This is a genomic window from Mucilaginibacter tolerans (assembly GCF_030519375.1).
GTDB lineage: Bacteria > Bacteroidota > Bacteroidia > Sphingobacteriales > Sphingobacteriaceae > Mucilaginibacter.
The window spans coordinates 206,649-223,790 of the sequence record NZ_JAUMKB010000010.1; the positions used below are offsets into that span (position 1 = coordinate 206,649).

The following is a 17,142-nucleotide window of genomic DNA, read 5'->3' on the forward strand; positions in this document are numbered from 1 at the left end:
ATCTGAACTGAAATATTTAGTCACCTATATGGATACCAGCAGGCTGGTCAATCCATCGATATCCGGCTGGTGGTCCAGCTGTTGCACGGTTTCGATGAACTGGTCCTGGGTTGCAACGGAAAAGATCCCGGTTCTGAGGCGACGGAATTTTCGAATGGTATCGTCCCAACTGTACGACCGGGTAAAAAAGTCGTGGTAATCTTCCTGCTCGCGCCTCAGCGTATGCCCTTGCTTGAACTATGTCAGAGATATGGCGCCAAACTCCTGGTGAACGATGCCCACAGCAGGTTTACGAAGCTAATATTTACTTCACCTCTTGCAATATTACCAACTAACTTCGTTGAATTTTAAACTTATAATCTTGGCTGATTTTGTGATGATCCTTTAACTCCAAGTTGCCTTCCTCTCAAGCGTTTCGGGGTTAGCGCGCGTAGCACTACAAAAGAACCAATACAGTCCTGGTAACAATTTAAGAAAGTTTCATGGTCATAGCCGGCCTAAGTGCATTCTTCGTTTTGCTGGTGTGACCTTTTATGTACCTCAAGAGCAAATGCCACCATGGTTCAAATTATTAAATAATCTTCTGTTTATAAATCAATGGATTTTGTTCATTGTTATCCAGGGCATCGCCCAGCCTGATAGCTTTCAGGTATTGTTGAGGTAGAATGTTTTCTGTGCCATTATAAATGTTACCGTCGGGCATGTAGGCGCAGGTCATGGCGCGGCGCGACGCCGGCGTCATGTTGGCATTGGCGCCGTGTATAGTTAACCCGTTATGAAACGAACAGCTTCCGGCTTTCATTGGGGCGGCTACCGCGGAACGTTGGCGCATCGACGGATAAATATTAAATACGGCGTCCATGTTTTTGCCGATGCCGGGATTTTCGAAACCGGTTTGCAAATGTGATCCGGGTATAAAAAAAAGGCACCCGTTTTCGAGTGTCGTATCGTCGAGGGCAACCCAGATCGAAAGCGCATTTCTGTCCGTGAATGACCAAAAGGGCGTGTCCAGGTGCCATGAAGTTGGATTGGCCCATGGTCTTTTAAACAAGGCTTGGTCATGCCAGATCCGTATTCCATCAACCTGCGCCAAAGCTGCAGCCATACGGCCGATTCTTTCATCCAGCATAATATCTTTTACTTTTTGATTGGTTTGCCAGAGATTGATCATTTGGTCGAATACCTTACTATGATATTCGGCATCCTCGTTTATGCCGTCACTGTCCGTGATACTAATGTCTTTGCCCGGCATTTTTTGACCATTGCGTTCTGCAATAGCTTCCGTTATCGCCTCCTTCCAAATCTCCAATTCGTCTGATGTGAGAAAGTTATCGATCACGATAAATCCATTGGTTTGATAAAAATTAATCTGCTCCTTGCTGATTTGTGTATGCATTTGCCGGATATAATGGTAAGTTTTAGCAAACCTAAATAATAGCAGCCTTGTTGCGCTTTACTAAAACCGGCAATTATTGGTGTTTTTTGATAAAAAAGTTAAACACAACGCGATCAGAACGGCTCCGGTAGAAACGCATATCTTTCTTTTAACAGGTTTTTAATATAGCAGTTAATTTCAAACTGGTTCGCTATGGGGGAGTTACTGAATGGAATGGTCGGCATGTAGGGTGGGGGACCGAACTCGGTAGTGAATGTCAAATGATCACGCCCAAGCTGTAGGTTCAGGTTGACAATTCTGTCCCACCACTTGAGAAAGATATTCAACGCATAAGACCACTCCGGGGCTCTTGGGTCAGGTACCTGCGGGCCGTTTTCATAGCCCACTCGTGCATGGACGTACCTTGTGCGCCGAATCGCCTGCTCGACTACCGGTTCATAGTTTTCAAGCATGCTTTCTGTTACACATGTCCAATGGGAAAGGTCTGCCGTGATTAAATAATGTTCACGCCTTTGGAAAAGCTCATTGGCGATTTGCGGCGCAAAGCCCAATCGTCCGCGATGAGTTTCATGCACGACTGTTATGCCGGTTTTTTCCGAGAAATCCAGCGCAACATCGATCAGCTCGAGTTGTTGCTCTAGGGTGAACCAGTCACGTCCGGTGTGCGAATTGATATGCATAGGACCAGGTTCCGCACATTCACGGAGATTTTTTAAAAACGAGGCTTTGAACTGCCTGAATGTACTGCCCTGCGTTCGGTATTGATGGACGACAAGGGCCATTCCGGAAGATTGTACGTAATCAAATAACTTTTTTTTGTCCTTGTAATTTTCGGGTATCCAGGTGTCGAAACCATCATATCCGGCATCCTTTACCCGATCGAGAAATAAATGAATCGGTAAATGTTCATAACCCCATAGCGAACTCAATAGCTTAATTTGCATTCGAAACAGATGATTGGTGCTCGCGAAAGTTTTTCGGCGATAAGCCCGTTTTCTTTTTGAAAACTCTTGAAAAATAAAATATGGAATCAAAACCGGTCTGATCGGCAATTTCGTTGACGGACAAATTTGTTGTTATCATCATTTCTTTTGCTTTGTCTAAACGAAGATTGAGATGATATTGATTTGGCGATACGCCACACTCGCTTTTAAATAGTTTTCGAAATTTAGAATAGCCCATAGGAAGTTCTCTTACGAATTCTTCCATGTTTAAAGGGCGATCAATTGTTTCCTGCAACATGAATTTGGCTTTTGACATGAGCCTGGATTCGCTCGTAACAGACAACGAACGGTATTTTGATGCGGCATGAATTATTCCCAGCATTTGTAAGGTAATACCGGCAGCTATTTGCTGGTAGCCGGGTTCGATTGACGACACGGTTTTAATGAGCAGATGAAACAATGATAACAAATCCTCATTAAGCCCTACTTCAACAAAGGGATTGTCGGGGTTAAGAATTCCGCTGTTTACTAAGCATGTTGGGAAATTTCCATTAAATCCAACCCAATATTCTTCCCAACCGCTCCGCGCGTTAGGTTTGTAACGATGCCAGATACCAGGAAATAAAAAAAAACATGTGCCTGCTTTAATTGTGACGGATTCGGTCCGGGCGGTTTCAAGTACACCTTCGCCGCGACTAATGAAGACAATGTAGTATCCATTCAATATGCGGCCTTTATCCCATGTTAGTAAATGATCGACCGGATGGGCGCGGTTATTTGGATAATCCTTGTTAGGACTCACAGAAGCAGACCCAATGGTATTAACATAAAAATTCCATTTTCTGTCATGGTCATTCACATTCAAATATTTGCGGTAATTAATCATGGTCAACGAAATGAAGGTCAATTGTAATCTCTACTAGATACAAATTAATAATAATAAGATTGCTAATAGCGTAATTGTTCCAAACGACGCTCATGGCCAATTTTAGATGTTATTTAACATTTTGATAGGTTAAGATGGAATTTTTGAATTTTTATTGAAAAATCCAATGTTCTGTTTTGATTATAACAATTGCAGGCGCGCTTTTCATCGATTTTAAATATCAAAAAGTGCAAAATATTCATGCATAATGTTAAGTCGCGAATATCTTACCTGGATTTATCGACATGTTCTGTAGGCATATCAAACCCATTATTTAAAGCAAGATTTTCACTTTCCGGGCCGGAGAAATATTCAGCTTATTACAGTTAATTCAATTTCCTGGTCGGCATATACAGATCAATCTTCTGTATTTTCCTAATATATATCAAAAAGGTCAAACAATCGCCACTTTCGTGTAAATGCTGCAACACCCCTGCAGTATACTTTTGAATCCAAAGCGCTGTAGCGGCGCAAGCCAAGTTGCCAGGAACTGAATAGCGCTCGTCTTTACCCGCAATGAAATGCAATTGTTAAAGATTTTTTGGTTCCGGCCGGCACTTATAAACCAATTAAATTCTTAAAGTATGAACAAAAAAATTCTACACAAATCTACGCGGGGTGCCGTAATGGTCTCCCTTGCGGGCGGACTGCTGTTTGGGGCGGTCGCAGCCGCCCCTGCAACACCATCGGCTGGACACCACCAGGCCAATAGCAAACCTGGAGCCAGTTATTTGGCAGCCTTTAAAAGGGGTAAATTTTTAACGGAAGTCCGGGGTTATGTCACCGACGAACAGGGACAGCGTTTGCCGGGTGTGACGGTAAAAGTGAAAGGAACGAACCTGGCCACTTCTACTAATGCAGATGGAAACTATACTCTGCAGGTTCCGGAAGAAGCGATAACCCTGGTTTTTTCTTTTATTGGCTACCAGACCAAAGAAGTCACCATTGGGGCCAGCCGCGTCATTAATGTTGCATTGGCAGCCAGTCCCGGCAGCCTCAATGAGGTCGTGGTTGTAGGCTATGGTACACAAAAGAAAGCAACATTAACAGGCTCTGTTGTTGAAGTTAAGGGGGCCGATATTGTTAAAAGCCCCGCAATTAATGTGGCAAGTTCACTTGCCGGCCAATTGCCTGGAGTTATTATAAATTCTCCAACAGGTGAGCCCGGAAGAAGTGATCCGTCAATTTATATCAGGGGCATGAGCACAACAGGTAATACCTCCGTACTGGTCATTATTGACGGCGTTGAAAGAGGGGGCTTAGGTGAACTAAACCCTAATGATATAGAAAGCATATCTGTATTAAAGGATGCATCTGCAGCAATTTATGGGGCACAGGCCGCAAACGGAGTAATTTTGGTAACGACCAAAAAAGGAAGTCTTGGTTCCGCCCCTAAAATTGATTTTTCGTATAATGAAGGCTTAAGCCAGCCTGCAAGAAATCCGGTCATGGCTGACTCCTATACTTTTGGTCAGGTATCCAATGAAATTAACGCTCAGCAAGGCCTGGCTCCGGCTTATTCAGCCTCAGATTTGGAAAAATACAAAGCCGGGAATGATCCTGATTTTCCAAATACAGACTGGTATAAATTTATTGTTAAAAATTGGACCCCTCAACATCGGGCCAATGTATCTGTTTCGGGTGGTAACAGTGGTACAACTTATTTTTTATCGTTGGGCCAGGTTTACCAGGACGGGCAATACAATTTCGGCACTGAAAATATAAAACAATATAATCTTCGCGCAAATGTGGAGGTTCAGGTAACAAAATACCTGAAGGTGGGATTGAATTTATCAGGCAGGGTAGATAATAATCATTTCCCTTATAATAGCGCGAACCAACTGAATAGTCATATTTTCCTGTATCAGCCGAACTGGCTGCCTTACTGGCCTGGCACAAAGGATCTTCAGCCCCTAAGGGGCAGTGAGAATATTGTCAACTGGGTAAGTGATAATGCTGGTTATCAAACACAAACCGTAAATACCTTTCAAAGCACAGGGTATATCAATTGGGAATTGCCCTGGGTAAAAGGCTTATCGATCGAAAGTAGCGGCAGTTATGATCCCAATAGTACTTTTGTAAAAACTTTCCAGGAGCCGGACTTTGTTTATTACAAGGATGCTGCTACCGGCGCATTAACAAAAGGCCGTACAGGGATGGGAACGGACCTGGCGACATTGGACGATAACGTATCACTTGGTTCTTTGCTTTATCTAACCACAAAGATCCATTATGAGCGAAAATTCGGACCGCATCATATAAAAGTATTGCTGGGTTATGAGCAAACGACAACAAACAGCAATTTCGATGAGGCTTACAGAAGTAATTTTCCGTCAACTGTGCTGCCACAGATTTTTGCAGGGAGCAGTGACCCTACCCAACAGGCCAACAACGGTTCCGCCACACAAACGGCCCGGCAAAACGAATTTGGAAGGGTAAATTATGATTATGCCGGAAAATATCTGGCTGAATTTACCATGAGGCGCGACGGGTCTCCAAATTTTCCTGCCAATAAAAGGTGGGGCTATTTTCCAAGTGCGTCTGCCGGTTGGCGAATATCGGAGGAACAGTTTATGAAAAAGTACACTTTTGTCGACGAACTTAAACTCCGCGGCTCCTACGGCGTAATGGGTAACGACCTGGTAAACCCATTCCAGTATTTAACTAATTACGGATATGGGAATAACTATGTGATAGGCGGAAGCAATGTTATTGGCCTGGTGCAAACCGGAGTTCCCAATCCCAACATCACCTGGGAAACGGCAAAAACATGGGACATTGGATTAGACGCAACACTATGGAACGGCCTTTTAGGGGTTACATTCGACTATTTCAAAACAAGACGATCTGATATTTTAACTACAGCGGCATCAACGGTCCCGGGTTATACAGGGCTAACGTTGCCGGATGAAAATATTGGAATTGTTGATAATAAAGGGTTTGAATTGGTTTTGAGCCATACCAATAATCAACACAAATTCCAATACAGCTTTTCCGGAAATATTGCGTTTGCCAGGAATACGGTTATTTATGGAAATGCACAACCCGGATTAGAGCCCTACCAATTGGCGGTAGGACATCCGATAGGGGCTGGCCTTTATTATAATGCTATCGGAATTTTTAAAAGTCAGGCAGACATTAATGCCTATCCGCACCTGCCGGGTGCCGTACCCGGGGATATTAAATACGCCGATATAAATCATGACGGAAGTATTGACTCACGCGACCAGGTACTCGAAAATCAAACAAATGTTCCGCAGATGACCTTTGGGTTAAATACCAACTTTAAATACAAAGGATTTAATCTGTCCATTCTCCTGCAGGGACAGGCAGATGCCAAACAGTATTTTGGCGGTTATTTCCCCGTAATGAGTTACTCCCTGGGGAACTTTTTAAACTGGAGAGCAACCAACCGCTGGACACCCGATAATACCAATGCGACCATGCCAAGGGCAAGCTATGAAAACTTTAATAACAATACAATAAACTCCACCCAATGGCTTATCAATAGTGGTTTTTTAAGGGTTAAGAATGTATCCTTCGGTTATAACTTACCTCAGGACATGATCAAAAGCATCGGGATGAAAAACTTACGGTTTTCTGTCAGCGCGAGCAATTTATTCCTGATCTATGATCATATGAAGGCCCTGGGATTTGATCCGGAAACTACAGATTACTGGTATTACCCGCCCCAGCGTGTAATCAGTTTTGGAATTAATGCAACCTTTTAATATTAAAGACATGAAAAAAATTATTTATCTATTAATTATTGTTTTTACGGCAACGTCCTGTAATAAACTTGAATTAACGCCCCTGAATACAATATCTGATGCCAATACATGGAGTAATCAGAACCTTATCCAGCTTTATGTGAATGCACAATATACGGTGTTGTTGCATGGATACCAGCAAGACCTGCTGCCTGCGGCAGATGACGAAGCCTTCAATATCCATCAATACGGCAACTTGTATATGATACAAACCGGGCAATTGACGCAAGACAATGTGACCAATTTTTCAAACAAGATTAATTACTGGGACTTTGCTTATAGCTATATCTATAATATCAACGTTTTCTTCTCAAAGATAGATGCCGCTCCTGTTGACGCTACCTTTAAAACAGGGGCGATAGCGGAAATGAAATTTCTGAGAGCCTATATCTATGCCAATCTGATCTGGCGTTATGGAGGGGTGCCCATTATTACTAAAGTTTTCAACCTGCATGATAATTTTCAGGCTACGCAATCGTCATACGACGACTGTGTAAAGTTTATCGATTCGGAATTGGATGCCGCTGCTGCCCAACTGCCGCCCGATCAGTCGGCAAATCAGGAAGGAAGAGCTTCCGCAAACGCCTGCCTGGCACTTAAAGCACGTGTGCTGCTTTATGACGCCAGCGCGCTGAATAATCCAAGCCATGATAACACGAAATGGCAAGCTGCTGCCGATGCATCGGCAGCATTGCTAAACCTCGGCTATTCGCTAAATCCGGATTATCAGGGCACCTTCCTGGGAGACAATAAGGAGATTATTTTTGCACGGTATTTTACCCAGGCGAACTCTTCCAATTTTTCATTGGAGGAAGGTCGCAATGGTTCCAATGGGTGGACCTCCCAAAATCCATCTCAAAATCAGGTTAACGCTTATGAAATGGCAGCCACAGGTATGCGGCCATACACTGAACAACCCGATGGCAGCCTTGTGCTGATGCCCGGATCAGGTTATGACCCTAATAATCCTTATGCCGGCCGCGACCCAAGGTTTGACGCCTCCATATTGCATGATGGTTCAGTTTGGCAAGGACGGGTAACTGAAACATTTGACGGTGGATTAGACTCTCCTGAAAGTAGCATCCAGCCATGGAATGCGTCGTTAACTTCTTATGCTTATAAAAAGGGGGTTGTTGAGAGTATCCCACCTTCTGGTTCAACATTAAAACCTACTAACCCCTGGATATTTTTCCGCTATGGAGAAGTGCTTCTTAACTATGCTGAAGCAGAATTTGAATTAGGCAATGAAGCTGTTGCCCGTCAATATATTAACCTGGTCCGCGCACGCCCCAGCGTAAATATGCCCCCGGTAACAGATGCAGGAGGAGCTTTGAGGGTAAGAATTCAAAATGAGCGCCGGGTTGAATTGGCATTTGAAGAACTTCGCTTCTTTGATGTGCGCCGCTGGAAAATAGCAGATGTTACTGAAAATATTCCTATACTCCGCATGCACATAACCAGGCAGGCTAATGGAAGCAAGGTTTACCAGATACAAACGCTTGAAGCCAGGTCCTTTCTGCCGCAACATTACCTGGTGCCAATACCGCGTTCTGAAGTTGCTAAAAGTGCAGGTTCGTTAAAACAAAACCCGGGCTACTGAGAAATTTCACGATATGAATAGGTAACTCGATCCCGCAATTGTTCGGTATGCAAGGTAGCTGTAATTATAGCTACCTTGCTATTTGATCGATCACCATCGGAAAGGGTTCATTTCTGAGAAACTGATAAAAAATTGAAATGGATTATATTTTAAGTAACCCCCTTAACCAAATAAAAAAATACATTTTTCTGCTTCCTCTTTTTTTAGGGCTAAATGCTAATGCCCAGGAAGTCAAACCAGGTACAATCAATCGTGAAGCGTTGGTGAGCAGGCATAATCCCAGGATCACCGATGCGCAATCGGCTGGCCCAACCCAGGTTGGAAACGGGACTTTTGCCTACGGGTTTGATATTACCGGGATGCAGACTTTTAACGATCAGTTTACCACGATGTCGCACTGGAGTTGGCACAGTACGAAACCACCCAAAGGATTAAGCCCGGCAGATTTTAAACAGACAGCCGTCAACACCCATGGAAGAATGGTAGATTATCCGCTGCCTAACACTAATCAGCCCGGATTAACACAATGGCTCGCCAGCAATCCCCACCGTTTCAACTTAGGAAGGATAGGATTGTTGTTGAAAAAGGAAGACGGCAGTATGGCCAAGATAAGTGACCTTCAAAACCCGGTTCAATATTTAAACCTGTGGACAGGTGTAGCAGAAAGCAATTTTACAATTGATGGGCAAAAGGTAAAAGTCACAACGATATGTGATCCTGATAAAGACATCATTGGGTTCAGGATTGAATCTGTAATGGCTCAAAAGGGCCGGTTAGGTATTTTTATAGAGTTCCCTTATGCCAGCCTTGACTATTTTAGCAACGGTTCTGATTATAATAAGCCTGCATTACATCAAACGCAATTAAATACAATCAATAAAAATTCAGTCATATTTAACCGGAAATTGGATAGCACCAGTTACCAGGTAGCCTGTAAATGGGCTGGAAACGGTGACTTAAAAAAACAAAAGGATCACCGGTATATTTTCTATCCCGGAAAAAATGAAACTTCCGTAGAATGTGTTTTTGCTTTTTCGCCATCAAAAATTAATTACACCTTACCTGCCTTTTCCCTGATAAAAGCAAGAAGCATAGTTCACTGGCCTGCTTTTTGGAAAAGCGGAGGAGCCATCGATCTTTCTGAAAGTAAAGATCCCCGATGGTTCGAACTGGAAAGACGAATTGTTTTGTCGCAATATGTAATGGCGATAAATGCTGCGGGCAATTACCCGCCGCAGGAAACGGGCCTTGTGAATAATAGCTGGTACGGCAGGTTTCACTATGAAATGTATTGGTGGCACGCTGCCCACTATGCGTTGTGGGATCGCTGGTCCTTGTTAAATAATAGCCTTCACGTTTATGCCGATAATTTGACATCGTCATTAAAACGGGCGAAACGACAAGGCTATGTGGGGGCTAGATGGCCAAAATGTACCGGTCCGGACGGACGGGAATGGCCCGATGTCACGCATGCCTTCCTGATCTGGCAGCAGCCGCACCCTATTTTTTTTGCGGAGCTGGATTATCGCGTTCATCCGACCTTACAAACACTAAAAAAATGGGATCAGATTGTTGAACATACAGCAGATTTTTTAGCATCTTACGCTTTTCTGGATCGTAGCCGGGATGAATACATTTTGGGCCCGCCTATAAAAACAGTTCCGGAAAATAACGATCCGCTAGTTACACAAAACCCTGCATTGGAGTTGGCTTATTGGCGGTTCGGTTTGCAAACTGCTCAGCAATGGCGCAAAAAACTTAAATTGGCCCCTAACCCTAAGTGGGATAATGTACTGAAAAAACTTGCGCCCTTACCGGTGAAGGACAGCTTGTACCAGCAGTGGGAAAATATTGACGGTATGTGGACAAAATATAACTACGAGCACCCGGCTATGACCGGAGTTTTAGGAATGCTGCCGGGCAATGGCGCCGATTTGAAAATCATGGAAAAAACCTACCAAAAGGTCCGGTCCGTTTGGGAATATGACAAATGCTGGGGCTGGGATTTCCCGATGGTAGCCATGTGCGCTGCCCGGCTCGGTCATCCAACTGACGCGGTGGATATGCTTTTACATCGATCCAAAAGATTTGGTTTTGATGAGCATGGTTTCGTTGGTGGGGGGAACCCCTATCCTTATATTCCTTCAAATGGAGGCCTGTTATACGCTATAGCCCTAATGACGGCGGGCTGGGATGGCGATAAAAACGCACCGGAACCCGGTTGGCCAAAAGACGGTTCGTGGGTAGTTAAATGGGAGGACTTAAAAAAGGCGCCTTAAATAAGTTGTTATATAAAACATTAAACTTCGTATGAAAAAAAAAGTAATCCGTGTCTTAACCATATTCATACTCATTCACGCTGGTTTTATCAAAGCAGATGCCCAGGTTGAAAGCCTGGCACCAGGTGTGGAAAAGATATCATCGGGTATCGTCGATAAATTTACACCTTATAGTTTTTGTGAGGAATTGCCCTTAAAAACTGCGCTGGGCGAACTGCCTGCAGGCAAACTGCCATTTAACATTAACGACATCAAAATAAATATAAATAACAGGGGAGTAGTAGTTGAAATTCCGCTGGATGATAAAGAACAATTGTATGGTTTTGGCTTGCAGTTGGGCTCATTCAATCAACGGGGATTAAAGATAAGGCCTATCGTCAATGATAACCCGTTGAATGACCTTGGATATACTCACGGGCCTGCGACTTTTTATGTGTCCAATAGAGGTTACGGCATTTTAATCAATACAGCCCGTTACGCCACGTTTTATTGTGGCAATACTGAGAAGTTAAGCGACCACAATAACGCTATTCCCTCAACACGTAAAGATGGTAATTCTGTGCAGGATCTCTATCAAAATGATAACCAAACATCCAGCAATGTGACTGTTGATATCCCGGGAGCAAAGGGAATAGAAGTATTTGTTTTTGAAGGCCCCGATCTGAAAAATGCCATACAGCGATATAATTTATTTGCCGGTGGGGGAGCCTTACCTGCTATATGGGGCCTTGGCATTAAATACCGCGTAAAGGCCGACTTTAATCAACAAGAAGCAGAAAAAATGGCCGCCTATTTTCGAAATAACCATATTCCTTGCGACGTATTGGGTATTGAACCGAAATGGCAAACTGCAGCCTATTCCTGCTCCTATGTGTGGAGTAAAGATTATTTCCCATCGCCGGATGCCTTCATTGACAGTATGACCCATCAGGGCTTTCATATAAATCTATGGGAGCATGCCTTTGTATCCCCCAAATCCCCGCTATATCAGCCCCTTAAGAATAAAGCAGGCAATTACCTGGTATGGAACGGGTTGGTGCCTGATTTTGCCGACACAGCGGCGCGTAAAATTTTTGCCGGTTATCATGAGCATACATTTGTAAAAGAAGGGATTTCCGGCTTTAAATTGGATGAATGCGATAACTCTAATATTGCCTTCGGCAGCAACGCCTGGAGTTTTCCTGAACTCAGCCAATTTCCTTCGGGCATTGACGGAGAAAAGATGCACCAGTTATTTGGGGTGCTTTATCAGAAAACTATTTACGGCATTTACAAGAAATTGAATTTACGTACCTACCTTGACGTACGGGCATCAAATGACTTCGCGTCTTCCTATCCGGCCGCTTTATACAGCGATACTTACGATCATAACCAATACATCAAAATGATATTGAATTCGGGGTTCTCGGGAATGATCTGGTCGCCGGAAGTAAGGGAGTCAAATTCAATAAAAGATTTTATACGCCGAAGCCAGACAGCCGTATTATCGGCGCAAAGCCTGTTTAATTCATGGTACCTAAGGAACCCGCCATGGCTGCAGATCAATAGAAAAATGAACAATGATGGCCAGTTGATGGACAATGCCAGGGAAGTGGAAGCTGACATACGCAAGTTGTTTGAATTCAGGATGAGCCTGATTCCCTACCTTTATAATGCTTTTGCGATGTATCATTTTAAAGGCATACCACCTTTCAGGGCTTTGGTAATGGATTATCCGGATGATAAAAATACCTTCAATCTGTCAGATGAATATATGATAGGCGATGGCCTGTTAGCAGCTCCATTAACCGAAAAACAAGACGAAAGGACAGTTTATCTGCCGGCGGGATACTGGTATGATTATAATACCAATCAAAAATACCAGGGCGGTAAGCAATACAGCATTAAACCGGCATTAAACCAGCTGCCCCTATTTATTAAAGAAGGAACAATTTTACCATTGGCCAAGCCCGTTGAGCATGTAACAGCTGGAGAGGTATTTGAAATCACCTGTTACGTTTATGGTCAGGGGCCGGCGTCAGCTACCCTTTTTGAAGATGATGGTAATACATTTAATTATGATGCAGGCGCGTTTAATACGGTTCAGCTCAATTGGGATGGTAGAAAAGGTAAGGTTGTCCGCAGTGGAAAATTCAAACATTACAACTATTTAGTAAAAAGCTGGCAACTTATACGTTAACAATTTATTGCCTCTAATCCAGTTTATCTTCCCAACTCGCTAATTTGAATCAGTTATCAGAAATATCGCTAAATGATAAAAAAATAATAATAAATGAAGGTAAGAATATTTAAAAGAAGCTACTAACGTATTTGGATATGCTATGAGTTTCCAACGTAAAATCTCTAACAAAAAATAAACTTAAAATATCATACAAATAGCTGAAAATCAATGCCTGAATGGTCTATTATTTGTGTCAAAATACCATTTTATGCGCCAAATCGCAGCAGACAGGGGCTTTAAAGTTTGCAATTATTACAAAAGCTTGGGTTGGGTATTGTTTCCAAACCGATAAGTTAATGTGATCTCGTGTATGGAAGAATTTAACCCGCCCAGGTTAACGGAAGCTGTGTTAAATTGATAGCTATATCCTAATTTGAATGAATTCATGTTGACAGATAAAATTCCGGCGGCTTCATTATCCGTTCGATAGTTAATTCCAACACCCAGCATGTCTTTTAGAAAAATGACACTGGAAAGGTTAGCTGTTACGGGTACTCCCCTTGTATAAGCCACCATTGCAGCTGGTTTTAGCTTAATGCCTTCGGCCAATTCAGTTATAAATGCACCCGAAAAATAATAATGATTTCTGTCGTTAACATTACTCTGTAAAGATGCAGTTCCTAACCCTGTTATTGTTAGTTCCGGCATAGATACTCCAATGTAATAATTGTCACTATAGTACAGCACCCCAAATCCGATATTGGGCCGGGTTTGCCTGACATCATCCCTGAATTGTGGATCCGATGCGTCAAGACTGGAGAAGTTGGCTACATAGTTTTTCAAACCGACACTCATAGAGACTCCAAGATACTCTGAGTCGGTTAACTGAATCCCCTTGGAAAGGAATGCACTAAATTGTGTATTGTGTTCAACCGCGAACTGGTCACTCATAACCAAGATCCCCGCAGAGCCGCCTAAAGATTCAACAGGCACGTTGCCGTTTAGTATAAATGTACGCGGCGCTCCTTGTATCCCCACAAACTGATTCCTTACCAGGGCGCTTACCGAGCCTGTTTTATCCAGCAAAGAATAAGCCTGGTTAAATGGCGTGAGGTTATCCATATACTGTGTATAACCAAATTGTTGTTGTGCGCTAAGCACGGTTGCAAACCCTATTAATATAAAGCAAAGCATCCATTGTTTAAACCTTTTCATTTTACTCCTCCCTGGGTTTATTAATATTTAATAACAAAATAACCTGTTTTACGCTTTAAGACCCCTTCCACCTTGTATTCAAGCAGATAGAAATAAGAGCCCGGCTGCTGCATTGCTTTGTTGATATTTGAATGGCCATCAAAGACTTTGTTGACATTGTCATAACCTGATATATCAAATATTTGGGCACCGCTTCTATTCATGAGTATTACCCTATTATCAGGATAGTATTCAATATTATTGATAATAAGAACATCATTGATACCATCACCGTTGGGTGACATAGCCTGCTTAACTACAGGTTCGCTCTTCAGGAGTGAACTGGCGATATCATTCCTGGTATTAGATATTTCCGCCATCGTTAATACTTTAGCTGAGTTGCAGGTTGGCGCAGCGGTATTTGCATCTGAATGCACCTGCAGGTTACCGCCTCCAAGAGATTGCTTCACCGTTTTATTGGTCGCCGCATTCCAATTATTGGAATAAAGCAAATTACCCTTGCTGTCCGTTAAAGTTATTGCAATTAAATCGCCCGACGTATTGCTGCCCGGTCCCGGCTCACAGTTATCGGTCATTTCAACGGTAAGGTTATTGTTTCCGACCGTACTTATAAGTGCCCCGGTTGTTGCATTAAAAATGTTTATAGTAGCGTTACCAGATGTGAACGCCGCAGTAGCAGGCGCGTTTGAGGTCGCAGGTATAACAGTAAGCGTGAGCACTTTAGGTGCGCTTATTTGGTAGATAAAGTTTCCATTACGTATGGTTCCATTAAATCCTCCACCCTGAATATTAGTCAGCGTCTTGTTCCATTTAACGTTAAAGCCAAAATTAGTCTTGGTATTTGGCGCCCCTGCGTAGGTGCCCGCGCTTGGATACCCGCCGGCACCCATCACCACAAATCCGCCGCCGGTCAGGAAGTCAGATGTTCTGCTCGACACGGTAACCTCTGTGTTTGCCTCGCTACAAGCGGTTGAGTTTAAAAAGTTTCCGTCTATGGTCCAGGCTACAAGTGTGGTCTTGGACAGATTGGTGCCAATATCGTCCAGCATACTATAGTTGTATATCGCCAGGGCAGCGGTTGAACTTGGATCCAAAACGGCTGTGTAAGGCCCGCCGTTGTTGTCAGTCGTGAATTTGACTGTAGCAGTCCTTGCATCAGCTCCACCTGCTGCATTGATTACTATACTCAGATTGACATGAGTCGAGCTTAATGAAACATCAGTATTGGCAAACATCACGCCATTGTAAGCAGCACATACGGCAAGCTTATTGATGGATAAGGTACCTGGCACATAACTGATACTATAGTTGGGGTTCACTGCCCCGGATGCTGTTATCGAATAATTTCCCACAGGTGACGATAAGGTACCTGTTGTACTAATCGTAGGCTGCGTGGTTAGGCTGGATGAGTTATCCCCATTCACAAAACCGGTATAGCTAACTGTCAGCACCGGAAGTCCAGCACCGTAATCCTTGCTCTTGTTATCCGCCGTAATGGTCAACCCTACTTTATTTACTGTTAAGGTACCGGCCACGTAGCTGATTGTATAGTTGGGATTCACCGCACCTGACGCGGTGATGGGGTAGGTGTTAACCGGCGATGCGGCGGTGGCTGTTGTACTGATCGTCGGCTGTGTGGTTAGACTGGAGGAGTTATCCCCGTTGACAAAACCGGTATAGCTAGCTGTCAGCGCCGGAAGGGCGGCACCGTAGTTCTTGCTCTTGTTATCCGAAGTAATGATCAACCCTACTTTGTTCACCGTTAAGGTACCCGCCACATAGCTGATTGTATAGTTGGGGTTCACTGCACCTGAAGCTGTGATAGGGTAGGTGTTCACCGGCGATGCGGCGGTTGCTGTTGTACTGATCGTTGGCTGCGTAGTCAGACTTGCAGCGCCATCACCATTCACAAAACCGTTATAGCTAACTGTCAGCGCCGGAAGAGCCGCACCATAATTCTTGCTTTTGTTGTCAACCGTAATGGTTAATGGCGCGGATGCCACTGTGAGTAACTGGTATTGCGTACTGCTTCCATTAAAGGCCTTTATATTGGTTGTACCTGCGGCTTTAATATGAATCTTACCATTGACAATAGTTGCGACCGCTGGATTGCTACTCGTATATGTTACCGTTGCAAGGTTATTGAAACTTGATGCTCCCGGATCAAAATCAGCAGTTCCATATACCTGGCCCGGAATAGGGTTAAACGTGATCGGTACAGCGTTAACCATTAGTGCACCATCTTTGTAGTTTATTGTATAATTCGGACTTATCGCTCCTGAAGCAGTGATGGTGTACGTACCAACTGGTGAGTTGATAGTAGCTAAAGTCGTGATGCTTGGCTGGGTAGCTAAACTTGACGAATTTTCGTTATTTACGAAGCCCGAATAGGTTACTGTTAATGGTGGGTTGTCAAAACCGAAATATCTGCTTTTGTTATCAGCAGTTATAGTCAGTGCTGCCGGATTAACAGTTATGGTGCCGGCATTATAACTAATTGAGTAATTATTTGCGTTAAATGTTCCGCCTATTGGCGCTGATGCGTATACTGCTCCTGGATAACTACCGGCGCGGTCTAGTGCCGAAGAACCTGACCCATAATCAATAGTTACACTACCAATGGCCTCTCCATTTTTTAAACCCGTTGAAGTGAAAGCGGTTGATCCGGTCATTTCTGTTAATTTAGCACCATATGTCTTAGTAACATCTTTAGCAGTGATAGTCAGGCTAGCCGGGATGATGGAAAAGTTTGTCCCAATATAGCTCAGGGTATAATTTGTGCCCAATGCCACTGTGCCCTGGCCGATCGGGTAGCTGCCCACGGCTTCTCCCGATGTGCGGCTTAGCGCGCC

General features: G+C 43.6%; 9 protein-coding genes. 4 read left to right on the forward strand and 5 right to left on the reverse strand.

Annotated features, from left to right (window positions below; all coding sequences use genetic code 11):
* Positions 1–571 precede the first annotated feature (571 nt).
* The 3 genes from Q3A68_RS15525 to Q3A68_RS15535 all read right to left on the reverse strand — a co-directional run bounded on the left by Q3A68_RS15525 (position 572) and on the right by Q3A68_RS15535 (position 3,226).
* Positions 572–1,396: a phytanoyl-CoA dioxygenase family protein gene (locus Q3A68_RS15525; protein ID WP_302902023.1), complete on the reverse strand. Its 825-nt coding sequence runs from the start codon at positions 1,394–1,396 to the stop codon at positions 572–574.
* 113 nt (positions 1,397–1,509) lie between these two features.
* The gene (locus Q3A68_RS15530) at positions 1,510–2,340 is read right to left on the reverse strand and encodes a sugar phosphate isomerase/epimerase family protein (protein WP_302902024.1); all 831 of its coding nucleotides are present in this window, start codon (positions 2,338–2,340) and stop codon (positions 1,510–1,512) included.
* Positions 2,330–3,226 carry an AraC family transcriptional regulator gene (locus tag Q3A68_RS15535; protein WP_302902025.1) on the reverse strand — a complete coding sequence of 299 codons (897 nt, stop codon included), beginning with the start codon at positions 3,224–3,226 and terminating at the stop codon, positions 2,330–2,332. Before Q3A68_RS15535 ends, Q3A68_RS15530 begins: the two co-directional genes overlap by 11 nt.
* Before the next feature lie 623 nt (positions 3,227–3,849).
* On the opposite strand from Q3A68_RS15535, the gene Q3A68_RS15540 reads away from it, so the two are divergent.
* From Q3A68_RS15540 to Q3A68_RS15555, 4 genes are all read left to right on the forward strand, one after another.
* Positions 3,850–6,996, forward strand: a complete 3,147-nt coding sequence (locus Q3A68_RS15540; protein ID WP_302902026.1) for a SusC/RagA family TonB-linked outer membrane protein — start codon at positions 3,850–3,852, stop codon at positions 6,994–6,996.
* 10 nt (positions 6,997–7,006) lie between these two features.
* Positions 7,007–8,635: a RagB/SusD family nutrient uptake outer membrane protein gene (locus Q3A68_RS15545; protein ID WP_302902027.1), complete on the forward strand. Its 1,629-nt coding sequence runs from the start codon at positions 7,007–7,009 to the stop codon at positions 8,633–8,635.
* Between the two features lie 137 nt (positions 8,636–8,772).
* Complete coding sequence (locus Q3A68_RS15550) at positions 8,773–10,914, forward strand: hypothetical protein (protein ID WP_302902028.1); 2,142 nt, start codon at positions 8,773–8,775, stop codon at positions 10,912–10,914.
* Between the two features lie 31 nt (positions 10,915–10,945).
* Positions 10,946–13,093: a glycoside hydrolase family 31 protein gene (locus Q3A68_RS15555; RefSeq protein ID WP_302902029.1), complete on the forward strand. Its 2,148-nt coding sequence runs from the start codon at positions 10,946–10,948 to the stop codon at positions 13,091–13,093.
* Positions 13,094–13,387: 294 nt separating this feature from the next.
* Here the strand turns inward: Q3A68_RS15555 and Q3A68_RS15560 are convergent, their stop codons facing one another.
* Both Q3A68_RS15560 and Q3A68_RS15565 read right to left on the reverse strand, forming a co-directional pair.
* The gene (locus tag Q3A68_RS15560; RefSeq protein ID WP_302902030.1) at positions 13,388–14,290 is read right to left on the reverse strand and encodes a PorP/SprF family type IX secretion system membrane protein; all 903 of its coding nucleotides are present in this window, start codon (positions 14,288–14,290) and stop codon (positions 13,388–13,390) included.
* 20 nt (positions 14,291–14,310) lie between these two features.
* Positions 14,311–17,142, reverse strand: a 2,832-nt coding sequence (locus Q3A68_RS15565) for an MBG domain-containing protein (protein WP_302902031.1), incomplete at its 5' end; no start/stop codon positions are given.

What these genes read in the sequence shown, in the direction of transcription:
- Q3A68_RS15525 (WP_302902023.1), bottom strand. Translation starts at nt 1,396, where the DNA reads ATGCATACACAAATCAGCAAGGAGCAGATTAATTTTTATCAAACCAAT.
- Q3A68_RS15530 (WP_302902024.1), bottom strand. Translation starts at nt 2,340, where the DNA reads ATGCAAATTAAGCTATTGAGTTCGCTATGGGGTTATGAACATTTACCG.
- Q3A68_RS15535 (WP_302902025.1), bottom strand. Translation starts at nt 3,226, where the DNA reads ATGATTAATTACCGCAAATATTTGAATGTGAATGACCATGACAGAAAA.
- Q3A68_RS15540 (WP_302902026.1), top strand. Translation starts at nt 3,850, where the DNA reads ATGAACAAAAAAATTCTACACAAATCTACGCGGGGTGCCGTAATGGTC.
- Q3A68_RS15545 (WP_302902027.1), top strand. Translation starts at nt 7,007, where the DNA reads ATGAAAAAAATTATTTATCTATTAATTATTGTTTTTACGGCAACGTCC.
- Q3A68_RS15550 (WP_302902028.1), top strand. Translation starts at nt 8,773, where the DNA reads ATGGATTATATTTTAAGTAACCCCCTTAACCAAATAAAAAAATACATT.
- Q3A68_RS15555 (WP_302902029.1), top strand. Translation starts at nt 10,946, where the DNA reads ATGAAAAAAAAAGTAATCCGTGTCTTAACCATATTCATACTCATTCAC.
- Q3A68_RS15560 (WP_302902030.1), bottom strand. Translation starts at nt 14,290, where the DNA reads ATGAAAAGGTTTAAACAATGGATGCTTTGCTTTATATTAATAGGGTTT.